Origin of the sequence: Bacillus sp. B19-2 (genome assembly GCF_022832475.1) — a bacterium.
Classification (GTDB): Bacteria; Bacillota; Bacilli; order Bacillales; family Bacillaceae; genus Bacillus; species Bacillus paralicheniformis.
The window spans coordinates 244,687-271,247 of the sequence record NZ_JALHKQ010000004.1; the positions used below are offsets into that span (position 1 = coordinate 244,687).

The 26,561-nt window shown below is 45.7% G+C and carries 23 protein-coding genes; 5 read left to right on the plus strand and 18 right to left on the minus strand.

The features are described from left to right. Positions 1-7: 7 nt before the first annotated feature. From MST20_RS17165 to blaP, 16 genes are all read right to left on the minus strand, one after another. On the minus strand, positions 8-931 hold the full coding sequence (locus MST20_RS17165; protein ID WP_243943730.1) for an ABC transporter ATP-binding protein: 924 nt from the start codon (positions 929-931) through the stop codon (positions 8-10). Positions 932-1,025: 94 nt separating this feature from the next. Beyond that, on the minus strand, positions 1,026-1,961 hold the full coding sequence (locus MST20_RS17170) for a sensor histidine kinase (protein ID WP_243943732.1): 936 nt from the start codon (positions 1,959-1,961) through the stop codon (positions 1,026-1,028). A gap of 1 nt (position 1,962) precedes the next feature. Further along, positions 1,963-2,643: a response regulator transcription factor gene (locus MST20_RS17175; protein WP_243943889.1), complete on the minus strand. Its 681-nt coding sequence runs from the start codon at positions 2,641-2,643 to the stop codon at positions 1,963-1,965. Between the two features lie 213 nt (positions 2,644-2,856). Further along, positions 2,857-3,210, minus strand: coding sequence for a hypothetical protein (locus tag MST20_RS17180; protein ID WP_243943734.1), 354 nt, complete (start codon positions 3,208-3,210; stop codon positions 2,857-2,859). Positions 3,211-3,225: 15 nt separating this feature from the next. After that, positions 3,226-5,148, minus strand: a complete 1,923-nt coding sequence (locus MST20_RS17185) for a DUF6792 domain-containing protein (RefSeq protein ID WP_243943736.1) — start codon at positions 5,146-5,148, stop codon at positions 3,226-3,228. Between the two features lies 1 nt (position 5,149). Next, positions 5,150-5,860, minus strand: a complete 711-nt coding sequence (locus tag MST20_RS17190; RefSeq protein WP_243943738.1) for a lipoprotein YvcA — start codon at positions 5,858-5,860, stop codon at positions 5,150-5,152. 301 nt (positions 5,861-6,161) lie between these two features. After that, complete coding sequence (gene garD / locus MST20_RS17195; RefSeq protein ID WP_279600133.1) at positions 6,162-7,688, minus strand: galactarate dehydratase; 1,527 nt, start codon at positions 7,686-7,688, stop codon at positions 6,162-6,164. A gap of 88 nt (positions 7,689-7,776) precedes the next feature. Next, positions 7,777-8,478: a FadR/GntR family transcriptional regulator gene (locus MST20_RS17200; protein ID WP_154495802.1), complete on the minus strand. Its 702-nt coding sequence runs from the start codon at positions 8,476-8,478 to the stop codon at positions 7,777-7,779. A 106-nt stretch (positions 8,479-8,584) separates the two neighbouring features. After that, positions 8,585-9,952, minus strand: a complete 1,368-nt coding sequence (gene gudD, locus MST20_RS17205) for a glucarate dehydratase (RefSeq protein WP_243943739.1) — start codon at positions 9,950-9,952, stop codon at positions 8,585-8,587. Positions 9,953-9,992: 40 nt separating this feature from the next. Next, positions 9,993-11,369 (minus strand): MFS transporter, encoded by a 1,377-nt coding sequence (locus tag MST20_RS17210; RefSeq protein WP_243943740.1) that lies wholly within the window; start codon positions 11,367-11,369, stop codon positions 9,993-9,995. A gap of 40 nt (positions 11,370-11,409) precedes the next feature. Continuing rightward, positions 11,410-12,876, minus strand: a complete 1,467-nt coding sequence (gene gucD, locus MST20_RS17215; protein WP_243943741.1) for an alpha-ketoglutaric semialdehyde dehydrogenase GucD — start codon at positions 12,874-12,876, stop codon at positions 11,410-11,412. 20 nt (positions 12,877-12,896) lie between these two features. After that, a complete protein-coding gene (gene kdgD / locus MST20_RS17220; protein ID WP_075753657.1) occupies positions 12,897-13,823 on the minus strand; it encodes a 5-dehydro-4-deoxyglucarate dehydratase in 927 nt (308 codons plus the stop codon). A gap of 194 nt (positions 13,824-14,017) precedes the next feature. Next, the gene (tatC, locus tag MST20_RS17225; RefSeq protein WP_243943742.1) at positions 14,018-14,752 is read right to left on the minus strand and encodes a twin-arginine translocase subunit TatC; all 735 of its coding nucleotides are present in this window, start codon (positions 14,750-14,752) and stop codon (positions 14,018-14,020) included. A 74-nt stretch (positions 14,753-14,826) separates the two neighbouring features. Beyond that, positions 14,827-15,039, minus strand: a complete 213-nt coding sequence (locus tag MST20_RS17230; protein WP_020449994.1) for a twin-arginine translocase TatA/TatE family subunit — start codon at positions 15,037-15,039, stop codon at positions 14,827-14,829. Between the two features lie 22 nt (positions 15,040-15,061). Then, on the minus strand, positions 15,062-16,813 hold the full coding sequence (locus MST20_RS17235) for an alkaline phosphatase D family protein (RefSeq protein ID WP_243943743.1): 1,752 nt from the start codon (positions 16,811-16,813) through the stop codon (positions 15,062-15,064). 342 nt (positions 16,814-17,155) lie between these two features. Further along, complete coding sequence (gene blaP, locus MST20_RS17240; protein WP_243943744.1) at positions 17,156-18,079, minus strand: class A beta-lactamase BlaP; 924 nt, start codon at positions 18,077-18,079, stop codon at positions 17,156-17,158. 417 nt (positions 18,080-18,496) lie between these two features. Here blaP and MST20_RS17245 point away from each other — a divergent pair, with 417 nt between their 5' ends. From MST20_RS17245 to MST20_RS17255, 3 genes are all read left to right on the plus strand, one after another. Then, on the plus strand, positions 18,497-18,883 hold the full coding sequence (locus MST20_RS17245; RefSeq protein WP_243943745.1) for a BlaI/MecI/CopY family transcriptional regulator: 387 nt from the start codon (positions 18,497-18,499) through the stop codon (positions 18,881-18,883). Between the two features lies 1 nt (position 18,884). Next, the gene (locus tag MST20_RS17250; RefSeq protein ID WP_243943746.1) at positions 18,885-20,690 is read left to right on the plus strand and encodes a BlaR1 family beta-lactam sensor/signal transducer; all 1,806 of its coding nucleotides are present in this window, start codon (positions 18,885-18,887) and stop codon (positions 20,688-20,690) included. Between the two features lie 94 nt (positions 20,691-20,784). Next, complete coding sequence (locus MST20_RS17255; RefSeq protein ID WP_243943747.1) at positions 20,785-21,321, plus strand: GNAT family N-acetyltransferase; 537 nt, start codon at positions 20,785-20,787, stop codon at positions 21,319-21,321. Between the two features lie 42 nt (positions 21,322-21,363). Here the strand turns inward: MST20_RS17255 and MST20_RS17260 are convergent, their stop codons facing one another. Both MST20_RS17260 and MST20_RS17265 read right to left on the minus strand, forming a co-directional pair. Continuing rightward, positions 21,364-22,299 (minus strand): response regulator, encoded by a 936-nt coding sequence (locus MST20_RS17260; protein ID WP_243943749.1) that lies wholly within the window; start codon positions 22,297-22,299, stop codon positions 21,364-21,366. 6 nt (positions 22,300-22,305) lie between these two features. After that, complete coding sequence (locus MST20_RS17265) at positions 22,306-23,634, minus strand: sensor histidine kinase (protein WP_279600134.1); 1,329 nt, start codon at positions 23,632-23,634, stop codon at positions 22,306-22,308. Between the two features lie 389 nt (positions 23,635-24,023). Between MST20_RS17265 and MST20_RS17270 the strand changes: the two genes are divergently transcribed. Further along, positions 24,024-25,007, plus strand: coding sequence for a glutaminase (locus tag MST20_RS17270; RefSeq protein ID WP_243943751.1), 984 nt, complete (start codon positions 24,024-24,026; stop codon positions 25,005-25,007). A gap of 24 nt (positions 25,008-25,031) precedes the next feature. Further along, entirely contained in the window at positions 25,032-26,462 is a 1,431-nt protein-coding gene (locus MST20_RS17275) for an alanine/glycine:cation symporter family protein (protein WP_243943753.1), read from the plus strand. Positions 26,463-26,561: the final 99 nt, after the last annotated feature.

The following is a 26,561-nucleotide window of genomic DNA, read 5'->3' on the forward strand; positions in this document are numbered from 1 at the left end:
CGCCTCCTTACGCGCTGGCCGCATTGCCGTTGATTAAGCTTAGGAAGTAGTCCTCAAGCGAAGTATGCTTTTTATTCATGGACTCAATTTCTACATCACTCAAGATCAAAGCTTTAGAAATAGCTGCTTGAGAAGCTTCCGCATCATAAATTCGGATCGTTTGCTCATTTAGTATTTTAAAATTAGCAATTTGAAGCTCATGTTCAAGCACAAAGCAAGCCCGCAATTGATTCGGCGTCACGAGTTCAATGTACTCTGTGTTCCGGCCTCTTACGCTTTCCATTGATACTTCTTCAACAAGCCTGCCGTCCCGAATCACTCCGATTGTATCTGCAATCTGCTCTACTTCGTTCAGGATGTGGCTAGAGATGAGCAATGTCATTCCATATTCTTTGCTCAATACTTGAAATAAGTTTCTGATTTCTTTAATCCCGATGGGATCAAGGCCATTAATCGGTTCATCTAAGATGAGCAAGTCAGGTTTGGTGAGAATGGCACGCGCGATTCCAAGACGCTGCTTCATACCAAGCGAGAATGTTTTGACAGGTTTGCTGTCGATATTTTTTAAATTCACCATGTCCAGCACTTCCTGAATCTTGGCTTTATTGTGATATCCCATATACTCACAGTGCAGATTTAAATTTTCATTGGCTGTCAGATTTTCATAAAAAATCGGGTATTCGATCATGCTGCCTATTTTGCCGAGAATCTCGTATGATTGATTTGTCAGCTTATGCCCGAGAATATTGATTTCCCCGCTTGTCGGTTTTACGAGGCTCGTCAGCATCTTCATGACGGTCGTTTTCCCGGCTCCGTTCGGGCCGAGAAAACCGTATATTTCTCCCTTTCGTATATGCATGCTTACATTTGACACAACCTCCTGACCTTTGAATGTCTTGGTAAGCCCGCTTGTTTGTACGATGTAAGTCAACTCTGTCTCCCCTTTCCTGTCTCTGCTATGTGTCTATTGTAGCGATAGACGCTGTCTTTTTTATTTCTTGTTTCTTAAGAAATTCTTACGTTTGCTAATAGGTCATTCGTTTTAGCGTAATGGAAAACGCCGTCCGTTCATACGGCTTGCTTTGGAGAGAGATGTCCCCTCCCATTTTCTCAATGAGCCTTTTTGTAATTGTTAAGCCGAGCCCGCTTCCCTGGAACGCTTTATTTCTCGATTCCTCAAGGGTGTACAGCCTTTCGAACACCCGCTGCTGATCATACTCGCCAATCCCTTTCCCACGGTCCCATACCGTAATGACAATCTGCGTGTCATCATATGTAAGGGACAATCCGATCAGCTTTCCATCTGCACCATATTGAATCGCGTTTGATAAAAGGTTTTGCAGAACCCGGTCAAGCGCTTCTTCATTTCCATGTGCATAAACCGGGGTATCCGGGATGTCGATGACAGCTTTAAAACCTTTTGCCTGAACGGCGTCATAGTGTTGGAGAATGTTTTTTCTGCATATTTCGTTGATATGTATTTTCGTGAGCAGTATTTGCTTATCTTCTGACTCAAGTTTGGCCAAGTCGAAGAAAGAATTCATCAGCTGAATGATTTCGCCTGTTTTTTGATAAAGCTTTTCCAGCAGCCTTTCACGCTCTTTTTCCGCCATGTCCGAGTCATTTTGAATCGCCTCGATATATCCGAGCACAACGGTCAGCGGGGTTTTCAGATCATGAGACATATTGGTCAGCATTCGTTTCATTGACTGCTCCGTTTTTGCAAAACGGGCAGTTATGCGCTGACGCTCCTCAACAAACAGGTTCATTTGCACGAGCAGATCCCGCAGTACTTTATCATCCGTTCCTAATAAAATTTGCTCAGCCGCCTGCTCATTTAGCATCACACTGAGCTTTTCCGTAATGTACTTCAAGTTTTGGTCCCGCTGTTTTTTCATTTTATATTGAACGATATTGAGAGACGCCAAAATCATCAGCATGCCAATCCATAACATTATCATCCTAAAACTCTCCTAATTTATAACCGATGCCCCAAAGCGTTTTAATATATTGCGGAGAGGAAGGATCATCCTCTATCTTTTCCCTCAAGCGCCTCATATGGACGTTAATAATATTTTGATCGCCAAAATAATCCTCATTCCAAACCGAACGATAGATTTGTTCTTTTGTGAATACTTTTTTAGGGTTTGTCACAAACAAGGTCAGCATCTTCCATTCCGTCGATGTCAGCTGAAGCGGTTCATCATTTTTTTGTACGGATACATTTTCTATATCAATCGTAAGCTCGTGAACACGTACTAGTTTTTGATTTGCCGGCTCACTGGCGGAATACTGCGTTGCGCGCCGAATGGCGGCTTTTATTCTTGCGGTCAGTTCGATCATCGAAAACGGCTTGGCAATATAATCATCCGCACCAAAGCCCAGCCCCAGCGCTTTATCGACATCCCCGTCTTTTGCAGAAATCATTAAAACCGGAACCTTGCTCTGTTCACGGATCAATTTCAGAAAATCCATCCCGTTCAGTTTAGGAAGCATGATGTCGAGCAGAATCACATCATAATTGCCCTGCTGAAACAAGCAAACGCCCTCTTCTCCGTCAAAAGCAAGCACGACCTCAAATCCTTCTTTTGTTAAATAATGATCGACCATTTCACTGATCGAATGATCATCTTCAATAAGCAATATGCGCTGCATCTTGTTCACCCATCCTTTTCAACATAAAAACACACGTACAATTACACTCATTGTAATTGAAAAACGTGTGTTTTTTACAAAAATTAATTGATATTTTTAATTGAATCCTCTTGTATCAGTTCTTTTGACCGATACCAATCTACTTTCTCACTAACACGGATCAAGTCACAGGCGCGGGGTTGAACAAACACATGTCATCTTTTATTGATCAAGGGGCTTATTCTTTTTATAGTGAAGCGTTACGTTTTGCTTCCGCAAAGTTTCAATAATGTCATGATAACTGTTTGCAAACTGCTCGTTGTCTGATTTCATCCGGGTGATGACGGTTTTTCGGCTTTCACTTTTGTGATCTAATTCTTCTTTAATTTTCGTGATCATCATGCCTTTTTGCCCTTCGATTTCGCTTTTTAGCATTTTATCAAATTCTTTCAGTTCTTTTAAAACGCTTTTCAGCGGAGCGTTCAGCCGGGCCGCTGTATTCTTTGCTGAAATACTGCTTAAAAACATATATGTCGCTGAAACTGTTTCAGTTTCCTCCAATAACGGTTTTACCATCTTAATCTCCCTCCCCTATGCCTTAAAATCAAACAACGCCGAAATTTGCTCATCTTCATCGAACAATTTTTCAATGCTGGTGCGAATGCTTTTTACAAATTTCTTTTTGCTGGAGGTTTGCTTTTTTAATTCGCTGATGACGCCGTCGCACTGAGGAAGCGGGGCCGTGTGGTACGAGTCGTGGACGACGATTTTATTCAGCTTTCCGTTTGATCCGGCGAAGCCTGAGGCAAGCTTGAACTGAATGTCGAATTGGTAGCGGGAAGGATTGGCTTCCATGTCATGAATGGCTTTTGTCAACTCAGATTTTTTAGTTGCGAAATGATCGTGGATTTCATGGTGGAAAACACGTTGGTAGCGTTCAATTTCAGCCTCAATCTTTGAAATGGCGGCCATACCCGCCTGGTAAATCCTGATGGCAGATGACAGGTTTACCTTTATCTCTTTTCCGTCCTTGCCTTTCTTAGAAAAATAGATGTCTCCTCCTTTGTAGCTGATGCCTTTCTTTTTGGATAGGGCGTTTAGAAGCGGGGTGATGCTGTGGCCTTCGCCAATAAGATTGAGAAGGTCTTTTGTATCTTGATCCAGTTTGCCCAAGGCTTCTTCCAATGCTTTATAAGTTGAATAAAATTCGATTAAATTTTTCATTAATGATTGAGAGAGTTGTCTATTATTTAGAGTAAATATGACAGTCTTCCAGTCGACAAGAAATTTGATCTTTTCATATAAAACGTCCAGCCTGCCAGTCAGTCGCTCTACTTCTGCAATGTCTTTTTGGATAGTCTTCTTTTTCGCTTCATCAATATAACCGTTTGCTTCAAGCTGATTGAGAACAGGGCCGCTGCAGGCCTTAACTTTCGCAAAAAATTCTTTGAACTCTGGCAGCTTTTTATCAAGTGCACCCACCATATTCAAGAGGCGGGCCGGATGTTTCAAGCAATATGCTATTTGCTGAGCTGTACCCTCTTCATTCATGATTCCGTTTAAAAAATCCATATCTACGCCGATTGCTTCCATAGCAAAACCCTGAATGCCGCCCTTTCGATAATCAGCCGCATATTTTTGAAAGTACCCTTTCAGTTTGCTCACATCTTCATCAGGAATATGATCAATGACACTTCGGAATCCTTTTATATCCGGGTGTGTGTTCGTCATCTTCACATCGCCGAATGTAATAAAATCAGCCTTCCCGCTGACACCGTAGAGCGGATCATCACTGGAAATGCGCTGGGTGATGTTGGCTGTAACGCCTTTGTCGTTGTAGTATTTGATGATGGCTTTTTTGAGTTTGTCTTTTGGGATTGTTGATAAATCGTTTACTTGATACTTCTTTCTTAGTTCCCTTGCCATTTTCTTATCAATCAACAATAAATGATCTACACTTATTTGGGCCCCATTTACACCATAAACCTCATCAAATTCACCATTTACTAACTGCACTAAAACTTGGTTATTGTTTGCGAGAGAATGGCCCATAGCATAGGTTTTTAACTCTTTAGAGTTACTGGCTTTTCTCTTGGAGGCCCTTGAAAATTCCCTTGTAGCCTTATATTGTCTGTTATCCATTCCCAAAAACAATCCAAAGAAATTATATTTCCAATCTTCATTATCGGCGCTGCCCTCGGAAATAATGTGGAGCTGATCGATATGTTTTGTCTTATCCTTTATATGAATAGCCGTTCCATCATAGCCTGATTGACTGATTGTTTTATCCTTACTATGTTCTAGAATTTCTTTTGACGTAAAAATCTCAATATTTTCTGGAAGTTCATGATTTGTTTCCTCTTTATAAATTCTGCGAACATCTGCCTCGAAATTGTCTTTAGCTTTTTTCACTTCATTTGGATTATTTGAAGCAAACCTATTTTTATAGCTGTATTCCAGGTTTATTATACGAAGTTTCACATTTTCATTTTCAAATATATTTTTAGTTGCCATCCTATTTCTCCTTATCAGCTAAAAATACGATGGATTTGACTAACTTCTTAGCTTTCTTTTCAGCAGAATCAACATCAAGTGAACAAGGTTTAGAACTCTTTAGGCAAGTAAAGTCAAATGTAAATTGTATACCAACATAATTCTGTTTATTTACATAACCAATATAGGAATGAGTCTCATTATTTTTTTGATTTGTATCGTCGTGAACAGTTTTCATATACGCAAAATAAATATCCTTATCTTTTTCCTCGAACTTTTCAAATTGTCCTTTATATCCATTTTCCTCCCTCACTTGTTCTAACATTTCATTTGGATTATTGATGAATGATTGATTTAGGTAATATTCTACAGAAGCATTAAGAGAAACATTCGTTTTTTCATTGTAGCTATAAAAAGAGATTATCTCTTCATTTTTTCCGAGAGAGGATAAATTGTCATCATATTTCCCATCCTCCGGAAACATCATCGTAAACCCTTTCAGTTTAGACTCAAGCAAATAATAGCCGGGCTCGACTTCCTTTGTTGATGCCATGTATTCTCTTGTTTTCTCATCCTGGAACGCCGGAACCTGCGGGAGGTCTTTCGGGTTCATATCTTTCGGCTTCACCGCTTCTTCTTGATTGCCGTTCTTGCCGTTTTGGCTGTCGTTCATACTGCATCCTCCTGTAAAGATTAGTATTATAGAAAAACACAATATCATCATCTTTTTCATTTTATTAAACCTCCAAGGGCTTTTAAGTTAAGCTGCAAGCACTTCATTTTAATGCGAATGACATGCTTGAAAATGATACTTTTTTATGTTACATCATGGAATAAATTAGATAAATAGGAAATAAGAATCACCTACCCTACAAATCGTATGCCATCCCTCTGAAAAAACAGGCAGTATGGTTGATGCGCCAAGATTCCGAAAGGTACTGCGGTTTAGTTTACCAAAGAGGAAATATGAAAAAAGAACCACTTCTTACTTCTTGTTTCAATTAAAAAAGCACCTATATCAAGGTGCTTTTCGATCAAGTCACAGGCGCGGGGTTGAATAAACACAAGTCATTGGAGAGTCCCCAATGTTCCGCCCATGTTTTCCTTCCGCTTGCGACGGCAAGGATCGTCTTGAAAATTTCCCAACCGACTTCTTCTATTGAAGCTTCACCTGTTGCGATCCGTCCGGCATTAACGTCGATTAAATCGCGCCAATCTTCTGATAACGACTGCCGGGTTGCCACTTTCATAACCGGAGCCATTTCAAGGCCGTACGGCGTTCCCCTTCCGGTTGTAAATACTTGCAAATGCATGCCCGAAGCCAATTGCAGGGTGCCGCATACGAAATCGCTTGCAGGTGTCGCTGCAAAAGTGAGTCCCTTTTGTACAGCCCTTTCACCAGGCGCGAGTACGGCATTGATCGGGCTGCTTCCCGATTTCGCGATTGATCCGAGCGATTTCTCGACAACGTTTGCCAGCCCGCCCTTTTTGTTCCCTGGCGACGGATTGGCGCTTCGGTCTGATTCGCCTCTTTCCAGATAGCGGTCATACCAAGCCATTTCCCGAATCAGGGCGCGGCCGACTTCTTCATTGACAGCGCGCGGTGTTAGGAGATGAACGGCATCGCGAACTTCGGTGACTTCCGAAAATAAAACCGTCGCCCCTGCCCGGACGAGTAAGTCAGCCGCATATCCCGCCGCGGGGTTTGCGGTCACCCCTGAGAAAGCGTCGCTGCCACCGCACTGAAGGCCGATCACCAGGTCTGAAGCGGGACATGTCGTCCGCTTCCGTTCATTCAGCCTTTTTAAGCGCTCTTCGGCCATTTCCATAATCGATTGTATCATTTGCTGAAACCCTTGCCGTTCCTGCAATGAAAGAATGTTTTCAGCGTCTCCTTCCGGCTCTATCCTCGTCGGAAGGAGCTTCTCGCAGCCGAGTCCGATCACCATCGCTTCTCCGCCGAAATTAGGGTGCCTGGCGATATTTTGAATCGTTCGGATCGGGATTTTGGCTTCCGGCGCATTAATCGCCACACCGCAGCCGTACTGATGATTTAATGCAGCGACACCGTCAACGTTCGGATATTTTGGGAGCAGTTCCTCTTTAATTCGTTTAACTGCGTAATTGAGAACGCCTGCGACGCATTGCACGCTTGTCATGATGCCCAGCACGTTTCTCGTGCCGACGCTCCCGTCTTCATTCCGGTACCCTTCAAATGTGTACCCTTCAAGAGGGGGAGCGGGTTTTGGAACTTTGTTGGCGATGGGCAGTTCATCGAGCGGCGGAGCTTCCGGAAGCATGATATGCGACTCGGAAATCCACCCGCCTTTTTCGATTGGTTTGACGGCATAGCCGATAACTTCACCGTAGCGAATAACGGCTCCGCCCTGTGTAATGTTCGTTAAAGCCACTTTATGACCTTGAGGAATTCGCTCCTGCAGTTTAAGCCCGCAAGGAAACACCGTCCCTTTCGGCAGTCCGCCGGCATTTGCGATGATGGCGGCATTGTCTTTTTCGTTCACCTTAATGTACAACGGGGTTTCAGTTTGATTGACAAGCATAAGGATTGATCAACTCCCCTTTTCGATCAGCGCCTTTCCGCAGCCCTTCTCCCGCCGCGGTACATGTTAGAAAGCGCTGTCAAACAATTTAATGATTGTTTTTTTCATCACGAAGACCATTCAGTATTTTGTCACGTACAAATTTTAAATGCTCATACATATGGTGATAGGCTTGGTATGGGTCCCTTTGTTGAAGGGCTTTCAAAATATTCGTATGATATTCGACAGTCCGATCCCTTTCCCTGTATGGAATCTGGCTGTCGATTTTCGCATGTGTGATCAAGAGTGATTGAATCATGCCTTCAAGCACCGGGTTGTTCGCACTCAAAGCGATGATCCGGTGAAATTCTTTATCCGCTTCTCCATAATGATTATCCGTGCTGTTTGCAATGATATCGATCGTTTCCTGCAGCCTTTCGAGCTGACTGTCATTGATCTTTTCTGCAGCGATCGTGACAAGCCCGAGTTCCAGCGCCATCCTCGCTTCAATAATGGCCGGCAAATTATCGACCGCCAAAGCCAGCATGACAGAAAACGGCTGGATGCCGATTTTATCATTAAAATACGTGCCGTCCCGGGTTTTTCTTTTAATAATTCCGAGCGTTTCGAGTGATATTAAAGCTTCGCGGAGAACGGGTCTGCTGACATTCAGCTTTTCCATGAGCTCGATCTCCGTCGGCAGTTTGTCCCCCGGTTTCAATTGGCCGCTTGATAATAAATGGACGATTCGTTCTACAACCTGTTTTGCCAATGTCTTGCGATTGACTGATTCAACCTGCAATGTTTCCATATCTTCTTCCACGACTGTGGGCCCCCTTTCAGTTGTTCATATTGTAAGACAAAATAACGCGTATGACAATGTCGGCTAGGGGCCTCTCAAACCGCTGTTTCCGCAATTATCGAACAAGACAAGGGCGTTTAGGGTCGAAACGCCAATTTTCAATTAAAAACTGCATGGCAACGGCATCATTCCGCTCGCCTGCTGTCATTTTCTCATACAGTTCATTTGCTTTTTCCACCTGTTCCATGTCGATTTCAATGCCGAGCCCCGGCTGATCAGGAACTTGGACATAGCCGTCAGCGATTGAAAAAGGCTGTTTTGTGAGGCGCTGTCCATCCTGCCATATCCAATGCGTATCAATCGCCGTGATGTCGCCGGGAGCTGCTGCGGCAACGTGGGTGAACATGGCCAGTGAGACGTCAAAATGGTTATTGGAGTGAGAACCCCACGTCAGCCCCCATTCATGGCACATTTGAGCAACGCGGACAGATCCCTGCATCGTCCAGAAATGCGGATCTGCCAGCGGTATATCAACTGCGTGCAGTTGTATCGCGTGCCCCATTTGCCGCCAGTCTGCCGCAATCATATTCGTCGCTGTCGGAATACCTGTCGCACGGCGGAATTCGGCCATGATTTCCCGACCCGAGTATCCGGCTTCCGCTCCGCAAGGGTCTTCCGCGTAGGCGAGCACATCCCGTTTTCCCTTACAAAGTGCAATCGCTTCTTCCAATGACCACGCGCCATTCGGGTCAAGGGTGATTCTCGCCTCGGGAAACCGCTTTGCCAAAGCGGATGCCGCCTCGATTTCTTCTTCTCCCGAAAGGACGCCGCCTTTTAATTTAAAATCGTGAAAACCGTATCGTTCTTGAGCTGCTTCAGCAAGACGGACGATCGCCCCGGGTGTCAACGCTTCTTCGCGGCGGAGGCGGAACCAGTCGTCACTTGCCTCTTGCTCACTCATATAGGGAAGCGTTGTGCGCTTTCGGTCGCCGATGTAAAACAAATAGCCGAGCATCTTTACTTTTTCCCGCTGCTGGCCTTCCCCCAAGAGCGCCGCCACGGGGACGCCGAGAAATTTTCCGAGCAAATCGAGCAAAGACGCTTCCAATGCTGTCACTGCGTGTATCATCGTCCGCTGGTCAAAGGTCTGCACCCCGCGCCCTCCGGCATCCCGGTCTTTAAAACGACGCCTTACAGACTGCAAAATCGATTGAACAGCGCCAAGCGGCTGACCGATGACAAGCGGCTTCGCCTGCTCCAGCGTCTGGCGGATCCGTTCGCCGCCCGGGACTTCGCCAACACCGAGAGCGCCTGATGAATCTTTTAAAATCACGATATTCCGTGTGAAAAAGGGGCCGTGAGCTCCGCTCAAATTCAAAAGCATGCTGTCGCACCCTGCCACGGGTATAACCCGCATGTCGGCAATGGAAGGCGTTTGCGATGCTTTCTCCTCTTTTTCATGCTGATGGATGTTTGTATTCATATCGATTGAGCCTCCTCCCTTTTATTAAAGCGCTTACATTTCATATGGATAAAGTGGTGTCCGCAGGATCATCCTCTTTCTGCAGTTCGATTCGCTTGATCGGCCCGACGAGAAACAGATAGCTTAATACCGCGGCAATCGCGTTGGCTCCGACAAACACAAGCGCTCCGTTAAATGAGCCTGTCGCATTCACAATATATCCGATGATAATCGGCGTCGTGATGGACGCAATATTTCCAAAGGTGTTGAAGATGCCGCCGCTCAAGCCGGCACACTCCTTTGGCGAGGTATCTGACACAACCGCCCAGCCCAGCGCGCCGAATCCTTTTCCGAAAAAGGCAAGCGACATGATGGAAACGACTAGCCAGGAGGAATCTGCATAGTTGCATATGATCATCGAGCAGGACATCAGCATGCCGAAGATGATCGGCGTTTTTCTGGCAACCGTTATCGAGCAGCCCTTTTTCAAAAGGAAGTCTGACACGAACCCGCCCAGCAATCCTCCTAAAAATCCGCAGATTGCAGGAAGCGATGCGACAAAACCCGCTTCAAGGATCGACATGCCGCGTGCCTGAACGAGATAGACCGGAAACCAGGTCAGAAAGAAATAGGTCAACGTTGTGATGCAGTATTGGGCGATATACACCCCGAGCAGCATCCGGCTTCTTAAAAGCTGCTTAATGTAAGGCCATTGCGACTCCTTTTCCTTCTTTTCCGCGTTCTTTCCCTCATCAATCGAGACAAGCGCGCCGCCTTCTTCGATGTACGCCAGTTCGGCGGCATTGATTCTCGGGTGTTTTTTTGGTTCGTAAATCGTTTTCAGCCAAATAAACGACATCGCGATCCCCAGAGCACCCATAATGACAAAAACCGTATGCCAGCTGAATGAGTGGGCGAGCCACCCCATCAGCGGTGAAAAAATGACAAGTGCAAAGTACTGCGCTGAGTTGAAGATTGCCGATGCTGTTCCGCGTTCAGAGCTTGGAAACCAGGAAGCCACCACCCGGCCATTGCCCGGAAAGGACGGCGCTTCTGACAGACCGACGAGAAACCGGAGCGCAAATAAAAGGATAACGGCCGTTCCCGCGGCGAAAAAGCCAAGCGTACCCTGCAAAAGGGTAAACAATGACCAAAAGAAGATGCTGGCGGCGATGATAATTTTCGACCCAAAGCGGTCGAGCAGCCAGCCTCCGGGAATTTGGCCGACAACATACGCCCAGCCAAATGCGGAAAAGACATACCCCATCGCCACCGAACTCAGCCCAAGCTCATGCTGCACAGAATCGCCGACGATCGAAAGTGTCGCACGGTCGGCATAATTAATGGATGTGACGAGAAACAGCATAGACACGACAAACCAGCGGACAGAACTTCTTTTCCCCGCGGAATGAGGGGAGGCTGCACGATTTTTTTTCATAGCATCTTCTCCTTTATTCATTTGTACCGAAACGATTGATTTACGGTTTGACAAATACGGTTTTCACGGCTGTAAAAAATTCTTTTGCTGCCTCCCCCTGTTCCCGTGAATGCGAGCTCGATTGTTTAACGCCTCCGAATGGCGCCTGCAGTTCGACACCGGCGCTTTCGGCGTTGACTCGAATGAGCCCCGCTTCGATTTCATCTATGAATGACAGCATTCGACCGATGTTTCGCGTAAAAATCGAGGCGCTCAGGCCAAATTTAACGTCATTGGCCGTCTCCAAAGCTTCCTCAAGTGTATCCGCCTTGATTAAAGCGATGACCGGTCCGAAAATTTCTTCTTGGGCAATCGTCATGGCGGAAGTGACGTTATCAAAAATGGCCGGCCTGATATAATAGCCGTTTTCGTATTTTCCATCTGCCAGCCTCTCGCCGCCGAAAATGAGGTCCGCGCCTTCTTGCTTTCCTTTTTCAATATAGGAGAGGCAGTTGTCAAGCTGCTGTTTGTTCGCAATCGGTCCCATCCAGACATCTTCTTTTAAGCTGTCGCCGATTGTAATTTCTTTTGTTTGTTGAAGCAGCTTTTCTTTAAACCGGTTATAAACACCGGTTAAGACGATGACGCGGCTTGTCGCCGTACACTTTTGACCCGTCGACCGGAACGCGCCGCTGATGACCGCTTCAACCGCACTATCAAGGTCGGCGTCATCTGCAATGATCACCGGGTTTTTGCCTCCCATCTCAAGCTGGTACTTCGCCCCTCTTTCAAACGCCGTCCGGCCGATGATTTTTCCGGTTTGGTTCGACCCTGTAAATGTAATTCCGTTCACATCCGGGTGTTCGGCAAGCCTTTGGCCGGCCGATGATCCCGGTCCTGTCACCGCATTGACCACGCCTGACGGAATCCCTGCTTCTTCAAAGCACGAGATAATTTTAAGGCAGGTGACTGCGGTTTCCGTAGCCGGCTTGATGACGACCGTGTTTCCATAGATGAGGGCAGGCGCCATTTTCCAAATCGGGATGGCAACGGGAAAATTCCACGGCGAGATGACGCCGACGACGCCGAGCGGCACCCTGTCGGTGTACATGAAAGCGGATGTGTCGGTCGAGGGAATCACATCGCCCGTTTTCCGCATCCCCTCTCCGGCATAGTATCTGAGAATCGCGATTCCCCGCGCTGTTTCTCCTTTTGCTTCAGGCAGTGTTTTCCCCATTTCGCGCGTCGCACACTCGGCAATTTCATCGAGGCGCTGTTCCATGATATCAGCAGCCTTGTAAAGAAATTGACCGCGCTCCGCTCCCGACAGCTTTTTCCACGCCTTTTTGGCCTGCATGGCCGCTTCAACCGCCCGGTCTACATCCGCAATCGAAGATTTTTGCACAAGCCCGACGATATCCCGCGTATCTGCCGGGTTCAAGCTCTGTTCCATCCCGCCCGATTCAGCCTTCACCCAGCGGCCGTTGATAAAGTTAAAATACGTTTTATTTTCAGCTGCAACAGACATCTTCAAATTCCTCCTTTTGTTTATAGGGCAGCGGTCGTTTTCGGATAACGCGCCATCGCGTTTTTCAGAATGTTTTCGAGCTGCCGGCAATGTTCTTTTTCAACCGGAACGATCGGCGGTCTCGCCGTGTTTTTCACATGAAGGCCCATGATTTCCATACCGGCTTTGATCAAAGACACGGCATAGCCCTTCCGAAGTTTGCGGATCTCGTTAATCGGCATGATGACATGCTCATAAATTTCTTTGACAAGCTGGTCGTTGCCGTTTAATAATGCCTCATAAAACATCCTTGAAATATGGGGAATATAATTGGATATCGCCGACGAATACGATGTAAAGCCAATCGGAGCATAGGCCGGCATCGTGACTTCAGCCATCGGCATTCCGTTGAGCCAGCCCAGCCTGTCTCCTATCGTATACGACAAGCTGATATTCAACGCCATATCCCCTATGCCGTCTTTGAGTCCGACAAGCTGCTCGAGATCGGTCAGCCGCTGAATCTGTTCAAGCGTCAAAACCGCATTGTCTCGCTGATAAATGATGGCGTTTAAATCCGTGCTTTCAATGATTGTTTTCGTATACTGATAGAGGCCTTCCTGCTCTCCGTGTATCAAGTACGGCGGGAGAATCAGATAGCCGTCGGCCCCTTTTTCCTCGGAAATCCGCGCCCATTCCAAAGCGGTGCTCAAGTTGCCGCCCACTCCTGTGTAAACAGGCACCTTCCCGCCCGCCGCCGAGACGGCAATTTCGACCATTTGTTCATATTCCTTTGCGCTGAGAGACTGAAATTCTCCTGAGCCGCAAGCGATAAAAACCGCCTCCAGCCCTTCATCCAATAAAAAGCGGATGTTTTCGTAAAGTGCTTCTTCCTCCAGTTTTCCTTCCCTGTTGAAGGGTGCCACCGGAAAACCTAATATGCCTTCCGGCGCCTTCCGTAATTGACTCATCTCCGTCATCCCCCTGTCGTTCATTTCCTGAGAAAGCGTTGTCATTTGACTGAAATGCGATGTCTCTTTTTTTAGAAAATCCCTCCATTCATCTTTTTGTTTAATTGTAAGACAAATAAACAAATTGTCAATATCATTATTTTCTGATTTTTTTATTTCAAGCAAAAAAAAGAGACTGAAGACACGGTCCGTCTTCAGCCTTGGGCCTCAGCCCCTTGTTGCGCAGCGGTTTTTTTTCGGTAAATAAATGCCGATAAAGAGATGCTTAATTCGTATAATACAAGCAGCGGGACGATCACCAACACATCCGAGATAAAATCGGGCGGCGTGATCACAACTGATACGACGATCAGCGCAAAATAAGAAATTTTTCTCATTTTACTGAGCTTGGCCGGATTTAAAATCCCGAGGCTCGTTAAAAACATTACGATGAGGGGCATTTCAAACAAAAACCCGAATGGCAGTGTCAGGTTTATCATAAAGCGAAAATAATGCTCCGCGGTAAACATCGTTTGAAAATGGCCGGCGGATAATCCGATCAAAAACTGAAGAACGAGCGGAAAGAGCACAACATAACCGAATACAATCCCCAAAATAAAAAAAGTGAACAGCCCCGGAATATAAAATAATGCCGTCCTCCGTTCGCGGTCGGTCAGCGCAGGCGCCACAAACCGCCATGTCTGAAAAGCGGCCACCGGTATGGTGGCTGCGACCGCCAGCACCCCCGCAATCATCATATAAACCCAAAGAATATCCCCCGGCCCCAGTACAGCAAGCTTTTCATCGAGGTCTCTGATCAGCCAGTCATAGATGTCCTGAACAAACAAAAAGCCGGTGATGAGAAACAGAATAAACGTAAGAAGCGTTTTAATGATTCGCTGGCGCAGCTCTTCAAGATGGGCAATCAAATGTGTTTCCCTTTTTTTCACCTTCGCCTTCCTCCCCTTCACATGCTAAACAGAAAAAAGAACAGACGGGTTCACCCGCCCGCTCTATTGATCATCTATTTTGCCGATGGATCGCTTTGCTTTTTCACATTAGTCTCTTGTCCGATCTCATTGTCATCGGCAGATACTAAAGACTTTGTCGCGCTTTTGAATTCGGTCAGCGTTTTTCCAAAAGCCCGGCCGATTTCCGGAAGTTTTGAAGGCCCGAAAATGATCAGCGCAATCACCAGAACCAGGATGAGACCCGGAATACCGATATTTGAAAGCATTTTGCTGTCATCCTTTCATTGATTACTGGGTTACTTTTTTCCCCTTTTGCTTCTCTTGCTTCTGATGGGCTCTTGTATGTGCAAGGAAACGGTCTTCTTCGACTTCGTTTGATTTCTTCACGCCTCCAGGCACAATGTTGGAAGCGGTCCGTTTCAGCCCTGTGTAGTCTTTATGATAAACATAGGAAGCTCTTGTCGAAATCGCGGCACCCGGTTCTGTCACATATGGGACCACGCGGTAATCTGTCCGCCATTCTTCCGGTGTGACCGTACAGCGCACATAGCCGCGGTAATCATTGAAAAACTTGATATGAGGATTGTTCGATAAAATCTTATCCGTATCCGCTCTTTTATCAGCGCCGTTTCCTCCAGATGTAATCGACGTCCCGACGAATTCCACACCGAAGATGTCCGATTTTGGATTGTCAAAGTCAACGAGCAGGTTATTTGCCCAGCTGGCATGCACATCACCGGTGAGGACGACGATGTTGTTCAGTTTTTGAGATTTGATGAAGTCGATCACCCGCTTGCGCTGAGCGGGGTATCCGTCCCACGAATCCATGCTGTAAATCGGCGCCGCGCTTGTCCCAAAGTTCCATTGCGCAAAGAAAATCTGCTGTGCGATGATGTTCCAGTGCGCCCCGGAACGACTAAGATTGTCAAACAGCCAAGCCTCCTGTTCGGCTCCAAGCAGCGTCCGCTTCGGATCATTCGATTCATCAGAAGGAGGCTTATTGCCATCTCCATTGGCTTGGTCATCGCGATACTGACGGGTATCAAGCACGCTAATGTCCGCCAGATTGCCGTAGGAAAAATTCCGGTACAATTGCATATCAGGACCGTTCGGCAGGGATTTGCGGCGGAGCGGCATATGCTCGTAATAAGCTTGGTATGCGGCGGCGCGCCGTTTAATAAACGCTTCTACTGACTGGCCTTTTTCAGGGATGACATTCGCGTAGTTGTTCTCCACTTCATGGTCGTCCCATGTGACAACCCACGGGAAGGCGGCATGCGCGGCTTTCAAGTTTGCATCTGAACGGTATTGGGCATGGCGGTTTCGGTAATCAAGCAGCGACATGATTTCAGGACCGCTGTGTGTTCTGACATTGCCTGTTTTTGAAACATATTCATTCGGACCGTACTCATAAATATAGTCGCCGAGATGAAACACAAGATCGAGCTTTTCCTTCGCCATATGCTGATAGGCGGTATAATAGCCGTGTTCGTACTGCTGGCATGAAGCAAAAGCAAATGTGAATGTAGCAACATCTGCCCCTGCCGCCGGAAGCGTCTTTGTCTTGCCGACAGGACTCAGCTGGTTGCCGCATTTAAAACGGTAATAGTACACATGATTCGGTTTCAGTCCGGATACCTCGGCATGTACTGAATGTGCAAGATGCGGTGTCGCTTTTTCGGTTCCCCGTTTGACGATACGGCGGAAGCGTTCGTCTTCCGCGACCTCCCATTTCACGGATACAGCTTCATTCGGCATCCCGCCCCCGTTTAGCGGATCGGGCGCCAACCTTGTCCACAACACGACGCTGTCAGAAAGCGGATCTCCCGATGCAACGCCAAGTGTAAACGGATATTCGGAGAATGTCGGTGCTGCATTGACTTCCATTGCCCCCATCGATTGCGCGATTGCAAGTCCGAGCGAAAGCCCGGCTATTTTGCCGGCCCCTTGAATAAAGCGGCGGCGGTCAAACGTATTGTCCTTGAGGCTTTCCTCGCTCAGCTTTTTCATCCATTCCTCCAGCGGTCCTTCATGTGTCATTCGTATTACCCCTCTCTATACAAATGATTGATCGGGTTCTATTATAGGCAGAGTTTATTAATGAACTGTAAAGTATTGTAAACAGGAGGAGGGACGCGGTTGATGGTCCATCAAGTCGCACCGCCAGTAGATGTGTCGAATTTTGTCACAATCCAACCCATTCGCCTATGATTTCGACAAAAACCCGGTCCTTTCCCGCAGACCGATTTTCCCGTTTTTCTTCACATGATCTTTAAAGAGAGAAAACAAAAAAAGCCCACACCATTGCCGGACAATGATATGGGCTTGTTCACCAAGTGACTTTATGTAAGATGATGTTTTGACGGAATTCATCGCAATGTTTTATTTGCCGTTCTTGTTTAAGGCTTTGATTACCACCTTTGTTGCTTCTGCAATAAGCTTATCATCATACTTGGCATCCTTTTTATCCCTGCTGGATAATACCGCAAGAACGACAGGATCTCCTTTTGGCGGCCAAATGATGGCAATGTCATTCCGGGTTCCATATGATCCCGCTCCAGTTTTATCAGCCACTTCCCAACCGTCCGGCACACCGGCGCGGATTAAGGCATCTCCAGTGGTATTTCGTTTCATCCAATCGATTAAAAGCTCGCGTTTTTCACTTGGAAGTTTATCTTCAAGAGCAAAAGCTCGAAGGCTTATGGCAAGTGCTCTTGCTGTACTGGTATCCTGAGTTTCACCCGGATTCACTTCATTTAACGCTGGTTCGAATCGTTCGGGATTTGTAACCTCATCACCAATCTTCCTCAGTTCCTTTTTCAAACTTTCAGGTCCGCCAATTTGTTTTAGAATCAGATTCTGTGCGGTATTGTCACTGTATCGAAGCGAAGCATCCGCAAGCTCTTTAAGCGTCATTCCCGTATCAACGTGCTTTTCGGTAATCGGGTTGTAGTTTACAAGATCATCACGTGTATATGTTATTCTCTGGTTCAGATCTTCTATTGATTTCTGTTGTAAAAGCACCCCTACAGTTAAAGCCTTAATCGTCGAAGCAAAAGCAAAACGCTCATCCGGCTGATACGCTACCGTCCGGTTGGTACCTGTATCTAATGCAAAGATCCCGAGTTTTGCATCAAATTGTTCCTCAAGTTTTGCAAAATCATCTTTCATCTCCGTCTTTTCATTCTTCTCGGCAGATTGCGAGGCATTCGATTGATTGTTAGCGCATCCTGCAAGCGCGACGCAAGAGAAAAGCAACACTGCTGCAGCCTTTTTCAGTTTTAAAGTACTGAACGATAATTTCATCAAAATCGTCTCCCTTCGATTGAATATTTGATTGATCGTAACCAGCGGTGCCCATTACACCTAAAACATAGACAAATGAAGCAGTCTTTCCGCCATGCCTGCTGTGTGATGGCTTGAATGAACACGAAAGAATCATTGGTACGTACGATCTTTCAGCCGACTCAAACATCAAATCTTACAAATGTAGTCTTTGAAAGTATTACACATGTAAGATTTAAATGCAACCGTTTTTTCGGAAGGAATAAAAATCGAAAAGGTCGCGGAATGATGACTTCATTTCCACCGGTGACAAATGAACGGACGGGAAGTGATGAAATGAAAAATGCAGAAACAGCATGTTCACTCCAGCTCAATTGACTTCTTAAAATGGCAAACCTATAATGAGAGTATTACATTTGTAAGTATAGGATGATTAAAATGAAAAAAATACCTCAAATCTCTGATGCGGAATTAGAAGTGATGAAAGTCATCTGGAAGCATTCTTCGATCAATACCAATGAGGTGATTAAAGAGTTATCCAAAACCAGTGAATGGAGCCCTAAAACCATCCAAACTATGCTGCTGCGCCTCATTAAAAAAGGAGCATTAAACCACCATAAAGAAGGACGGGTTTTCGTTTACACACCAAATATAGACAAAAGTGATTATATAGAGGTTAAGAGTCACAGTTTTTTAAACCGGTTTTACAATGGCACTCTCAATTCGATGGTATTAAACTTTTTGGAGAATGATCAGCTGTCAGGTGAAGAAATTAATGAGTTGTATCAAATATTAGAAGAACATAAGAACAGAAAGAAGGAATGAAATGAGCAGTTCTTTCTTTATTCCCTTTTTGGTTAGTCAAATTCTATTGTCTCTGTTTTTTTCTATCATCATACTCATTAAAAAACTGCTCACAGCTCAAATCACTGTAGGCACCCACTATTATATTAGCGTGATTTCTCTTTTGGCATTGATCGCTCCTTTTATCCCCTTTCATTTTCTAAAAAGCCATCATTTTGCCTGGATTCTGAATTTAGGAGGAGCCCAATCGGCATTGTCCCAAACCCACTCCACAGATAAGACGACAGAAGCAATCGGCCAACATGTAAACTGGGTGCAGGACTTTTCGATGTCGATTGAACAATCGTCTTTCAAAATGATAGATTCAGCCTTTTTCGCGGTTTGGATATTGGGTATTGCTGTTATGCTTACAGCTACTCTTTATAGCAATCTAAAAATCGGCAAAATAAAAAAGAGCCTGCAAATTGTTAACAGCAAAGAGCTATTAACCCTTTTTCACACATGTAAAAAGGAAATGCGCTTTCACCAAAAAGTCATTTTGGCTCGTTCCCCATTGATAAAATCCCCCATTACATTTGGGGTCATTCGTCCATATATTATCTTGCCAAAAGATATTTCAATGTTTTCTGCCGACGAAATGAAATGTGTTTTGCTTCATGAACTGTACCATTGCAAACGAAAAGATATGCTCATCAACTATTTTCTTTGCCTGTTGAAAATCGTCTATTGGTTTAATCCTCTTGTGTGGTATTTATCAAAGGAAGCGAAAACGGAGATGGAGATTTCTTGCGACTTTGCCGTATTAAAAACGCTTGATAAAAAATTGCACATCAAATATGGCGAGGTGATTTTAAAATTTACTTCACTTAAGCAAAGAACATCGTCTTTGTTAGCCGCTTCTGAATTCAGCAGCTCATACAAACATATCAAAAGACGGATTGTTACAGTTGTCAACTTCCAGACGGCATCACCTTTGCTAAAGGCGAAAAGCGCCTTAGTGTTCACTCTTGTTCTTGGAGCCATATTAGCCGGTACTCCTTCTGTGTCTATATTGGCCATGCAAAAAGAAACGCGCTTTTTACCCGGCACCAATGTAGAATACGAAGATTACAGCACCTTTTTTGATAAATTTTCAGCCTCAGGGGGCTTTGTCCTGTTGGATTCTAATAGGAAAAAGTATACAATATACAATAGGAAAGAAAGCACCTCCAGATTCGCACCTGCTTCCACCTACAAGGTGTTTAGCGCATTGCTCGCACTGGAATCCGGAATCATCACGAAGAACAATTCTCACATGACTTGGGACGGGACTCAATATCCGTATAAAGAATGGAATCAAGATCAGGATTTATTCTCTGCGATGAGCAGCTCCGCAACATGGTATTTTCAAAAACTGGACCGGCAAATTGGGGAGGATCATTTACGTCATTATCTCAAATCTGTACATTATGGAAATGAGGATTTTTCAGACCCGGCTGATTATTGGCTGGATGGCTCTCTTCAAATTTCTCCACTTGAACAGGTCAATATATTAAAAAAGTTTTATGATAACGAATTTGATTTTAAACAGTCTAATATACAAACTGTGAAAGATTCGATACGTTTAGAAGAATCAAATGGCAGGGTTTTATCCGGTAAAACCGGAACCTCGGTTATCAACGGGGAACTCCATGCCGGTTGGTTTATCGGGTATGTAGAAGCTGCCGATAATACTTTTTTCTTTGCTGTTCATATTCAAGGTGAAAAACAGGCTGCCGGAAGCTCTGCCGCCGAAATTGCACTTTCCATTTTAGATCAAAAAGGAATTTACCCCTCCGTTTCCCGATAACAGTATACATTTTATTCTATGAACATAAATGATGCGCAGGTCGATAAATGGTCCTTTCACCTTCCTAAATAAAACGGAACTTGGAGGCAAGAACATGGAAACCCTTTATACAGAAAGATTGACTTTGAGAAAAATGGAATTGGAGGATGCAGATGTCCTCTGTCAATACTGGTCAGATCCGGAAGTCACAAAATATATGAATATCACACCTTTTACAGATGTCTCACAAGCGCGGGACATGATCCAAATGATCAATGATTTAAGCCTTGAAGGGCAGGCAAACCGCTTTTCGATCATTGTGAAAGAATCGAATGAAGTCATCGGGACGTGCGGCTTTAATATGATCGACCAGGAAAACGGCAGAGCTGAAATCGGCTATGACTTAGGGAGAAATCATTGGGGAAAAGGCTTTGCTTCCGAAGCTGTTCAAAAGCTGATCGATTACGGCTTTACAAGCTTGAACCTCAACCGGATCGAAGCGAAGGTAGAGCCCGAAAACACGCCTTCAATCAAGCTCCTCAACTCGTTATCTTTTCAAAAGGAAGGACTGTTAAGAGATTACGAGAAAGCGAAAGGAAGACTGATTGACGTATACATGTTTTCGCTGCTGAAAAGAGAATACGCTGGGTAACCGGCATGCAGAAGAGCTTCCTCTAAGGTGAGGAAGCTCTTTTCAGCCCCTTTTTCCGGCACTTTCGCTCAACCGCTTGGCTTCCAAAAAGAAAACCTGAATGAATTTCTTCGTGTTGACGCGGGCGGACGGCAAGGCGGCGGCAGAGTCTTTCTGCAGCTCTTTCATTTTTTTGCTGATGACGGTAAAGTCAAAAAAACGGGACGCATAGCTTTCAAACCGCGGATTTGAAAAGTCTGTTAAACCGAGTGATGCAAAATGGTTTAGCGAATGGCTGACCGCCCGCCGTATCCGCTGCTCGGACGCTTTAATCTCCCTGTTGATCTCTACGGGCGAAGCAGCCGGCCCGAGCTTTTGCTCGGCAACCTGATGAAAAATCTGTTTGAGCGGCGGAAAGTCCTTTTCATATAATGAGGTCTGTTCATCATCAAACAAATACTGAAGGATGGCGAGTAAATCCTGGGACCCGCTCTCCCCGACAATTCCGAGTTCAGAAAGGAGAAATTCGCCCGTTTCCTGAATGCTTTTTTCCCTAAAGCCGTTTTTTCGTCCGCCGCCGAGACTCACAAGCCGGTTCAGCGAAGATTGTATGTCATGGATCGACTTTTCCAGCTCGATACGCTCCTTGACTTTTTGAATGACGTTCAAGATTTCAATTCGGTTAATCGGTTTATGTATATAATATTCAATCCCCAAAGAATAGGCTTCACCGATCATTTCCTTCGATTCCACCTGGGAAATCATGATGATCTTTCCTGAGAAAGCGCCATGCAAATGACGAACTGTCTCAATTCCGTCGCGGAGCGGCATTAAAAGATCGACAAATAAAATATCAATTTGCTGCAAATTCAGGACGTGGCCTTCCAAATCGCAGCCGTCTTCCGCTTCTCCGGCCACTTCTCCCAAATCTTCGTCTTCAATGATTTGTTTTAAAATCGATCGCACAGCACGGTCATCATCTGCAATAAAAAAACGCACAGGCCTTCACCCTTTCTGAATCAATTGTTGGACCGGAAGTCTGATCGCAAACACAACACCGCTTGCATCACTCCGAAATCGAATGCTCCCCCCTAGCTCCTCGACAGTTTCCTTCACATAAGACAAACCGATTCCGGTTGAAGGGGTTCCGAATTCATCATATTTTGATGTGTATCCCGGCTCAAACACCACATCCCCGACTTTCTCAGGAATGCCCGGGCCGTCATCTTCCACGCGGCATTCCAGCATATCATCGGCGCGCCTATAGAGGCTGAGGCGGATGGAACCCTGTTTTTGAATCGCTTCCACCGCATTCGCCATAATATTATTAATCACGGATAATACGGTATACACGTGGTATTTCGGATGTTCTCCGCCTATCGAATAGTGAAAGTCAATGTCTTTTTCGAGCGATTCGGCATACTTTCGATTAATGCCGGTCACAAGCCGGACCAGATCTTCCGCCGCCATGTAGTCTCTGAAGCTTTCTTTCGAAATTAGTTTTGAAAGTCCGGCGAAAATGCGCTGGTTGTCTTTTTTGACCTCGTGGATTTCACCGGCGAGGCGCAGCACCTTCTGGCTGATCTGCCGGACGGAGGAATTGTTATCGCTCTGTCTATTTAAGAGCCTGTACAGCTGATAGGATTCGTTCGTAATCTCTTCAGTATTCTTCAACGTCTTTTTCAAATGAACGGTTTCTTCATATAAGTTTGAAACGATCATCAGCATGTGCTCATTTTGTTCGCGGATTTGCTTTTCCCGCGATTGCGTTTCATACAGCTTCATGACATTAAAAAAGCTCAGCACAATAAAGCTGTGGGAAAAAGCAATCGCCATCATGTCGCGAATCTTTCCCGGAGTGACGGTAGATTCGAACATCATATATTGAACGGCCAGTTCGGCTCCATCGGCAATCAGTTCGATTCCGAAGCCGATAAACCCGATGTAGAGCGGGCGAAATTGAAATCGCTTCACTTTTGCCAAGTAGAATAGAAACGCATATGTGAAATAAAAGAAAAAAGTCGGATAATGGTGATAAAAGGATGACAACCAATCGATCTGCCCTGGGCCGAATGCATCAAGCAGCACCCGAAATCCGACGACGGCCGCTCCCGTTAAAAAGCCGGACAGCACAGCCGGGACATTCCGCAGCAGCAGCAAAAGAAAGAAAAAAGTCGGAACGCCGAAGCTGACCCGGAAGGTCTCGTTCAACGGATAAAACTTCAGCTCTCCTGCGAGCGGCACCGTTAACATCATCACTGTTAAGATATAGCCGTCTTTCTTTACAAGCCGGGCTGCCTTTTTCATCACGCTTCCCCAATTTCCACCCATCATGCTGATCCTCCATTACAAACGTGTTGCTTTATTTTGACTTTAATCGCACGTTTTCCGCAACTCCCATTTTACCCACAGTCGATTTGATTTTTAAATCAATTGGCTTATTTTTTAAATATTTTTGTCGCTTTTTGTAGGTTTATGTAGGTTCCATTATAAATTGAATGTATATTTTCTCTATTTGAAAACGCTTATATTTTCCCGCAACTTACTCCCTTGTGCAACCCAAACCCCTTTTTCCCAGGAAAGAACAGGCTTTAAAACAACTTGTGCGGCGCAGGCTTATACCCCTTTGCCTTCTGCCGCCATGCCCAATTCACCGCTTTTTAGAGCCTCGTATTTTTTCAGCAAACCTGCAAGCTTTAACAGGTCAGATTGGAGGAATTTCGATGAATGAAGTATTGGAAGAACGCAATGACGCCCGCTTCTGGCAATCCCGCCTTGAAGATTTGGTCGAACATTACCGTCCTTTTTCCGCAAGCGGACGCAACGCCGAATACATTCCCGCTTTAGGAAAAATCGACTCTAACCAGCTCGGCATCTGTGTGATCGGTTCTGATCAAACGGTGATCAAAGCAGGAAATTGGGACGTATCATTCACACTCCAGAGCATCTCAAAGGTGATCAGCTTTATCGCAGCGTGTTTGACGAAAGGGATTTCTTACGTATTAGACCGTGTTGATGTAGAACCGACGGGAGACGCGTTCAATTCAATCATCCGCCTTGAAATGCACAAGCCGGGAAAGCCGTTTAACCCGATGATCAACGCCGGAGCGCTGACCGTTGCGTCGATCCTTCCAGGTGAATCGGCACTGGAAAAAATGGCGTCGCTTCATGAAGTCATTGAAAAAATGATTGGAAAACGGCTTGAAATCAATGAGGAAGTATTTCGGTCAGAGTGGCAAACCGCCCATCGGAACAGAGCATTAGCCCATTATTTAAAGGAAACCGGCTTCCTCGAAGCAGACGTCGAAGAAACGCTTGAAGTCTATTTGAAGCAATGCTCCATGGAAGGAAGCACTGAAGACATCGCCTTGATCGGCATGATTCTCGCAAATGACGGATATCACCCTCTCCGCCAAGAGCAAGTGATCCCGAAGGATGTCGCCAGGCTGACAAAAGCTTTAATGCTGACATGCGGAATGTACAATGCTTCAGGAAAATTCGCGGCCTTTGTCGGCATTCCGGCAAAAAGCGGCGTCTCCGGCGGAATCATGTGCGCGGTGCCCGCCAGCATGAAAAGAGAACAGCCTTTTCGGCATGGATGCGGCATCGGCATCTACGGTCCTGCGATTGATGATTACGGCAACAGCATGACGGGCGGAATGCTGTTAAAACATATAGCCCGTGAATGGGATCTCAGTATTTTTTAAAATCACAAAAAAAGAGGTGAAAGCATGCAGCAATTCCTTCAAGAAGTCATTGTTGTCACAAATGACTTTCTTTGGTCAAAACTATTGATTATTATGCTTCTGGCTTCGGGACTGTTTTTTACTTTTAAATCGAAGTTCTTTCAAGTTCGCTTGCTGAAAGACATGTTCCGGGTTTTAAAGGAAGGAGCGCCCGACAAAAACGGAATCTCGCCTTTTCAGGCTTTTTGCATCAGCATGGCCGCGAGAGTAGGCACAGGAAATATTACGGGGATTGCGATCGCCATTGCCTTGGGCGGACCCGGCGCTATCTTTTGGATGTGGATCATCGCCATTATCGGTTCGGCGTCAAGCTTTGTCGAAAGCACGCTGGCGCAAATTTATAAAATAAAGGATAAAGACGGCTTCCGCGGCGGCCCTGCTTACTATATGGAAAAAGGTTTGAAAAAACGCTGGATGGGTGCGCTGTTTGCCGTCTTGATCACATTGTCCTTCGGAATCGTGTTTAACGCGGTCCAGTCCAATACGATAACGGTCGCTTTTGAAAACTCATTCGGCACAGACCGTCTTACACTGGGAATTATCATTACGATTGCTTTCGGTATCATTACCTTCGGCGGTATCAAACGGATCGCCAAGCTGTCCGAATATATTGTCGTATTTCTCGCCGTCTTATATATCGGCGTCGCCGTTTTTGTCATGCTGATGAACATTACGAAACTGCCGGACGTCATCTCTTTGATTGTCGGTCATGCGTTTGGCCTTGAACAAGCGGCAGGCGGAGCCATCGGCGCGGCGCTGATGAACGGAATCAAACGCGGCCTCTTCTCGAATGAAGCCGGGATGGGCAGCGCGCCGAATGCCGCAGCCGCAGCGACAACGAGCCACCCTGTCAAACAGGGCCTTGTCCAGGCTTTAGGGGTCTTTACGAGCACTCTCGTGATTTGTTCAAGCACGGCTTTTATCATTTTGTTTTCCGATGCGTATCAAGAACCGGGACTGAGCGGAATCGAGTTGACGCAAGCATCGCTCAGCACGCACATCGGAGCATGGGCCTCAGGCTTTCTCGCCATTATGGTGTTCCTGTTTTCTTTCAGCACCTTGATCGGAAACTACTACTATGGAGAGACGAATATCGAATTTCTGCACACGAACAAAGCATGGCTCCTCATTTACAGAATCTGTGTGCTTGCGATGGTTATCTTCGGATCGGTATCAAAAGTCCAGCTTGTGTGGGACCTCGCCGATTTGTTCATGGGCTTGATGGTCATCGTCAACTTAATCGCGATTTTCCTGCTGTCAAAAGTGGCATTTGCCGCCTTGAAAGACTATGTGAAACAGCGAAAAGCGGGCAAAGATCCGGTCTTTTATAAAGATGTTCTTGAAAACCATGAAGGCGTCGAATGCTGGGAACGCTCCGGCACCGAACAAAAAGCCGAAAGCAAAAATGCGATATAACACAAGCCGCCGGGTACGGCGGCTTGTTCGTTCATTTTATAAAACGTTTTTCCTCTTGTATCCGTCATGTCTCCGAAGATTTACTTAACCTGCTTTGGC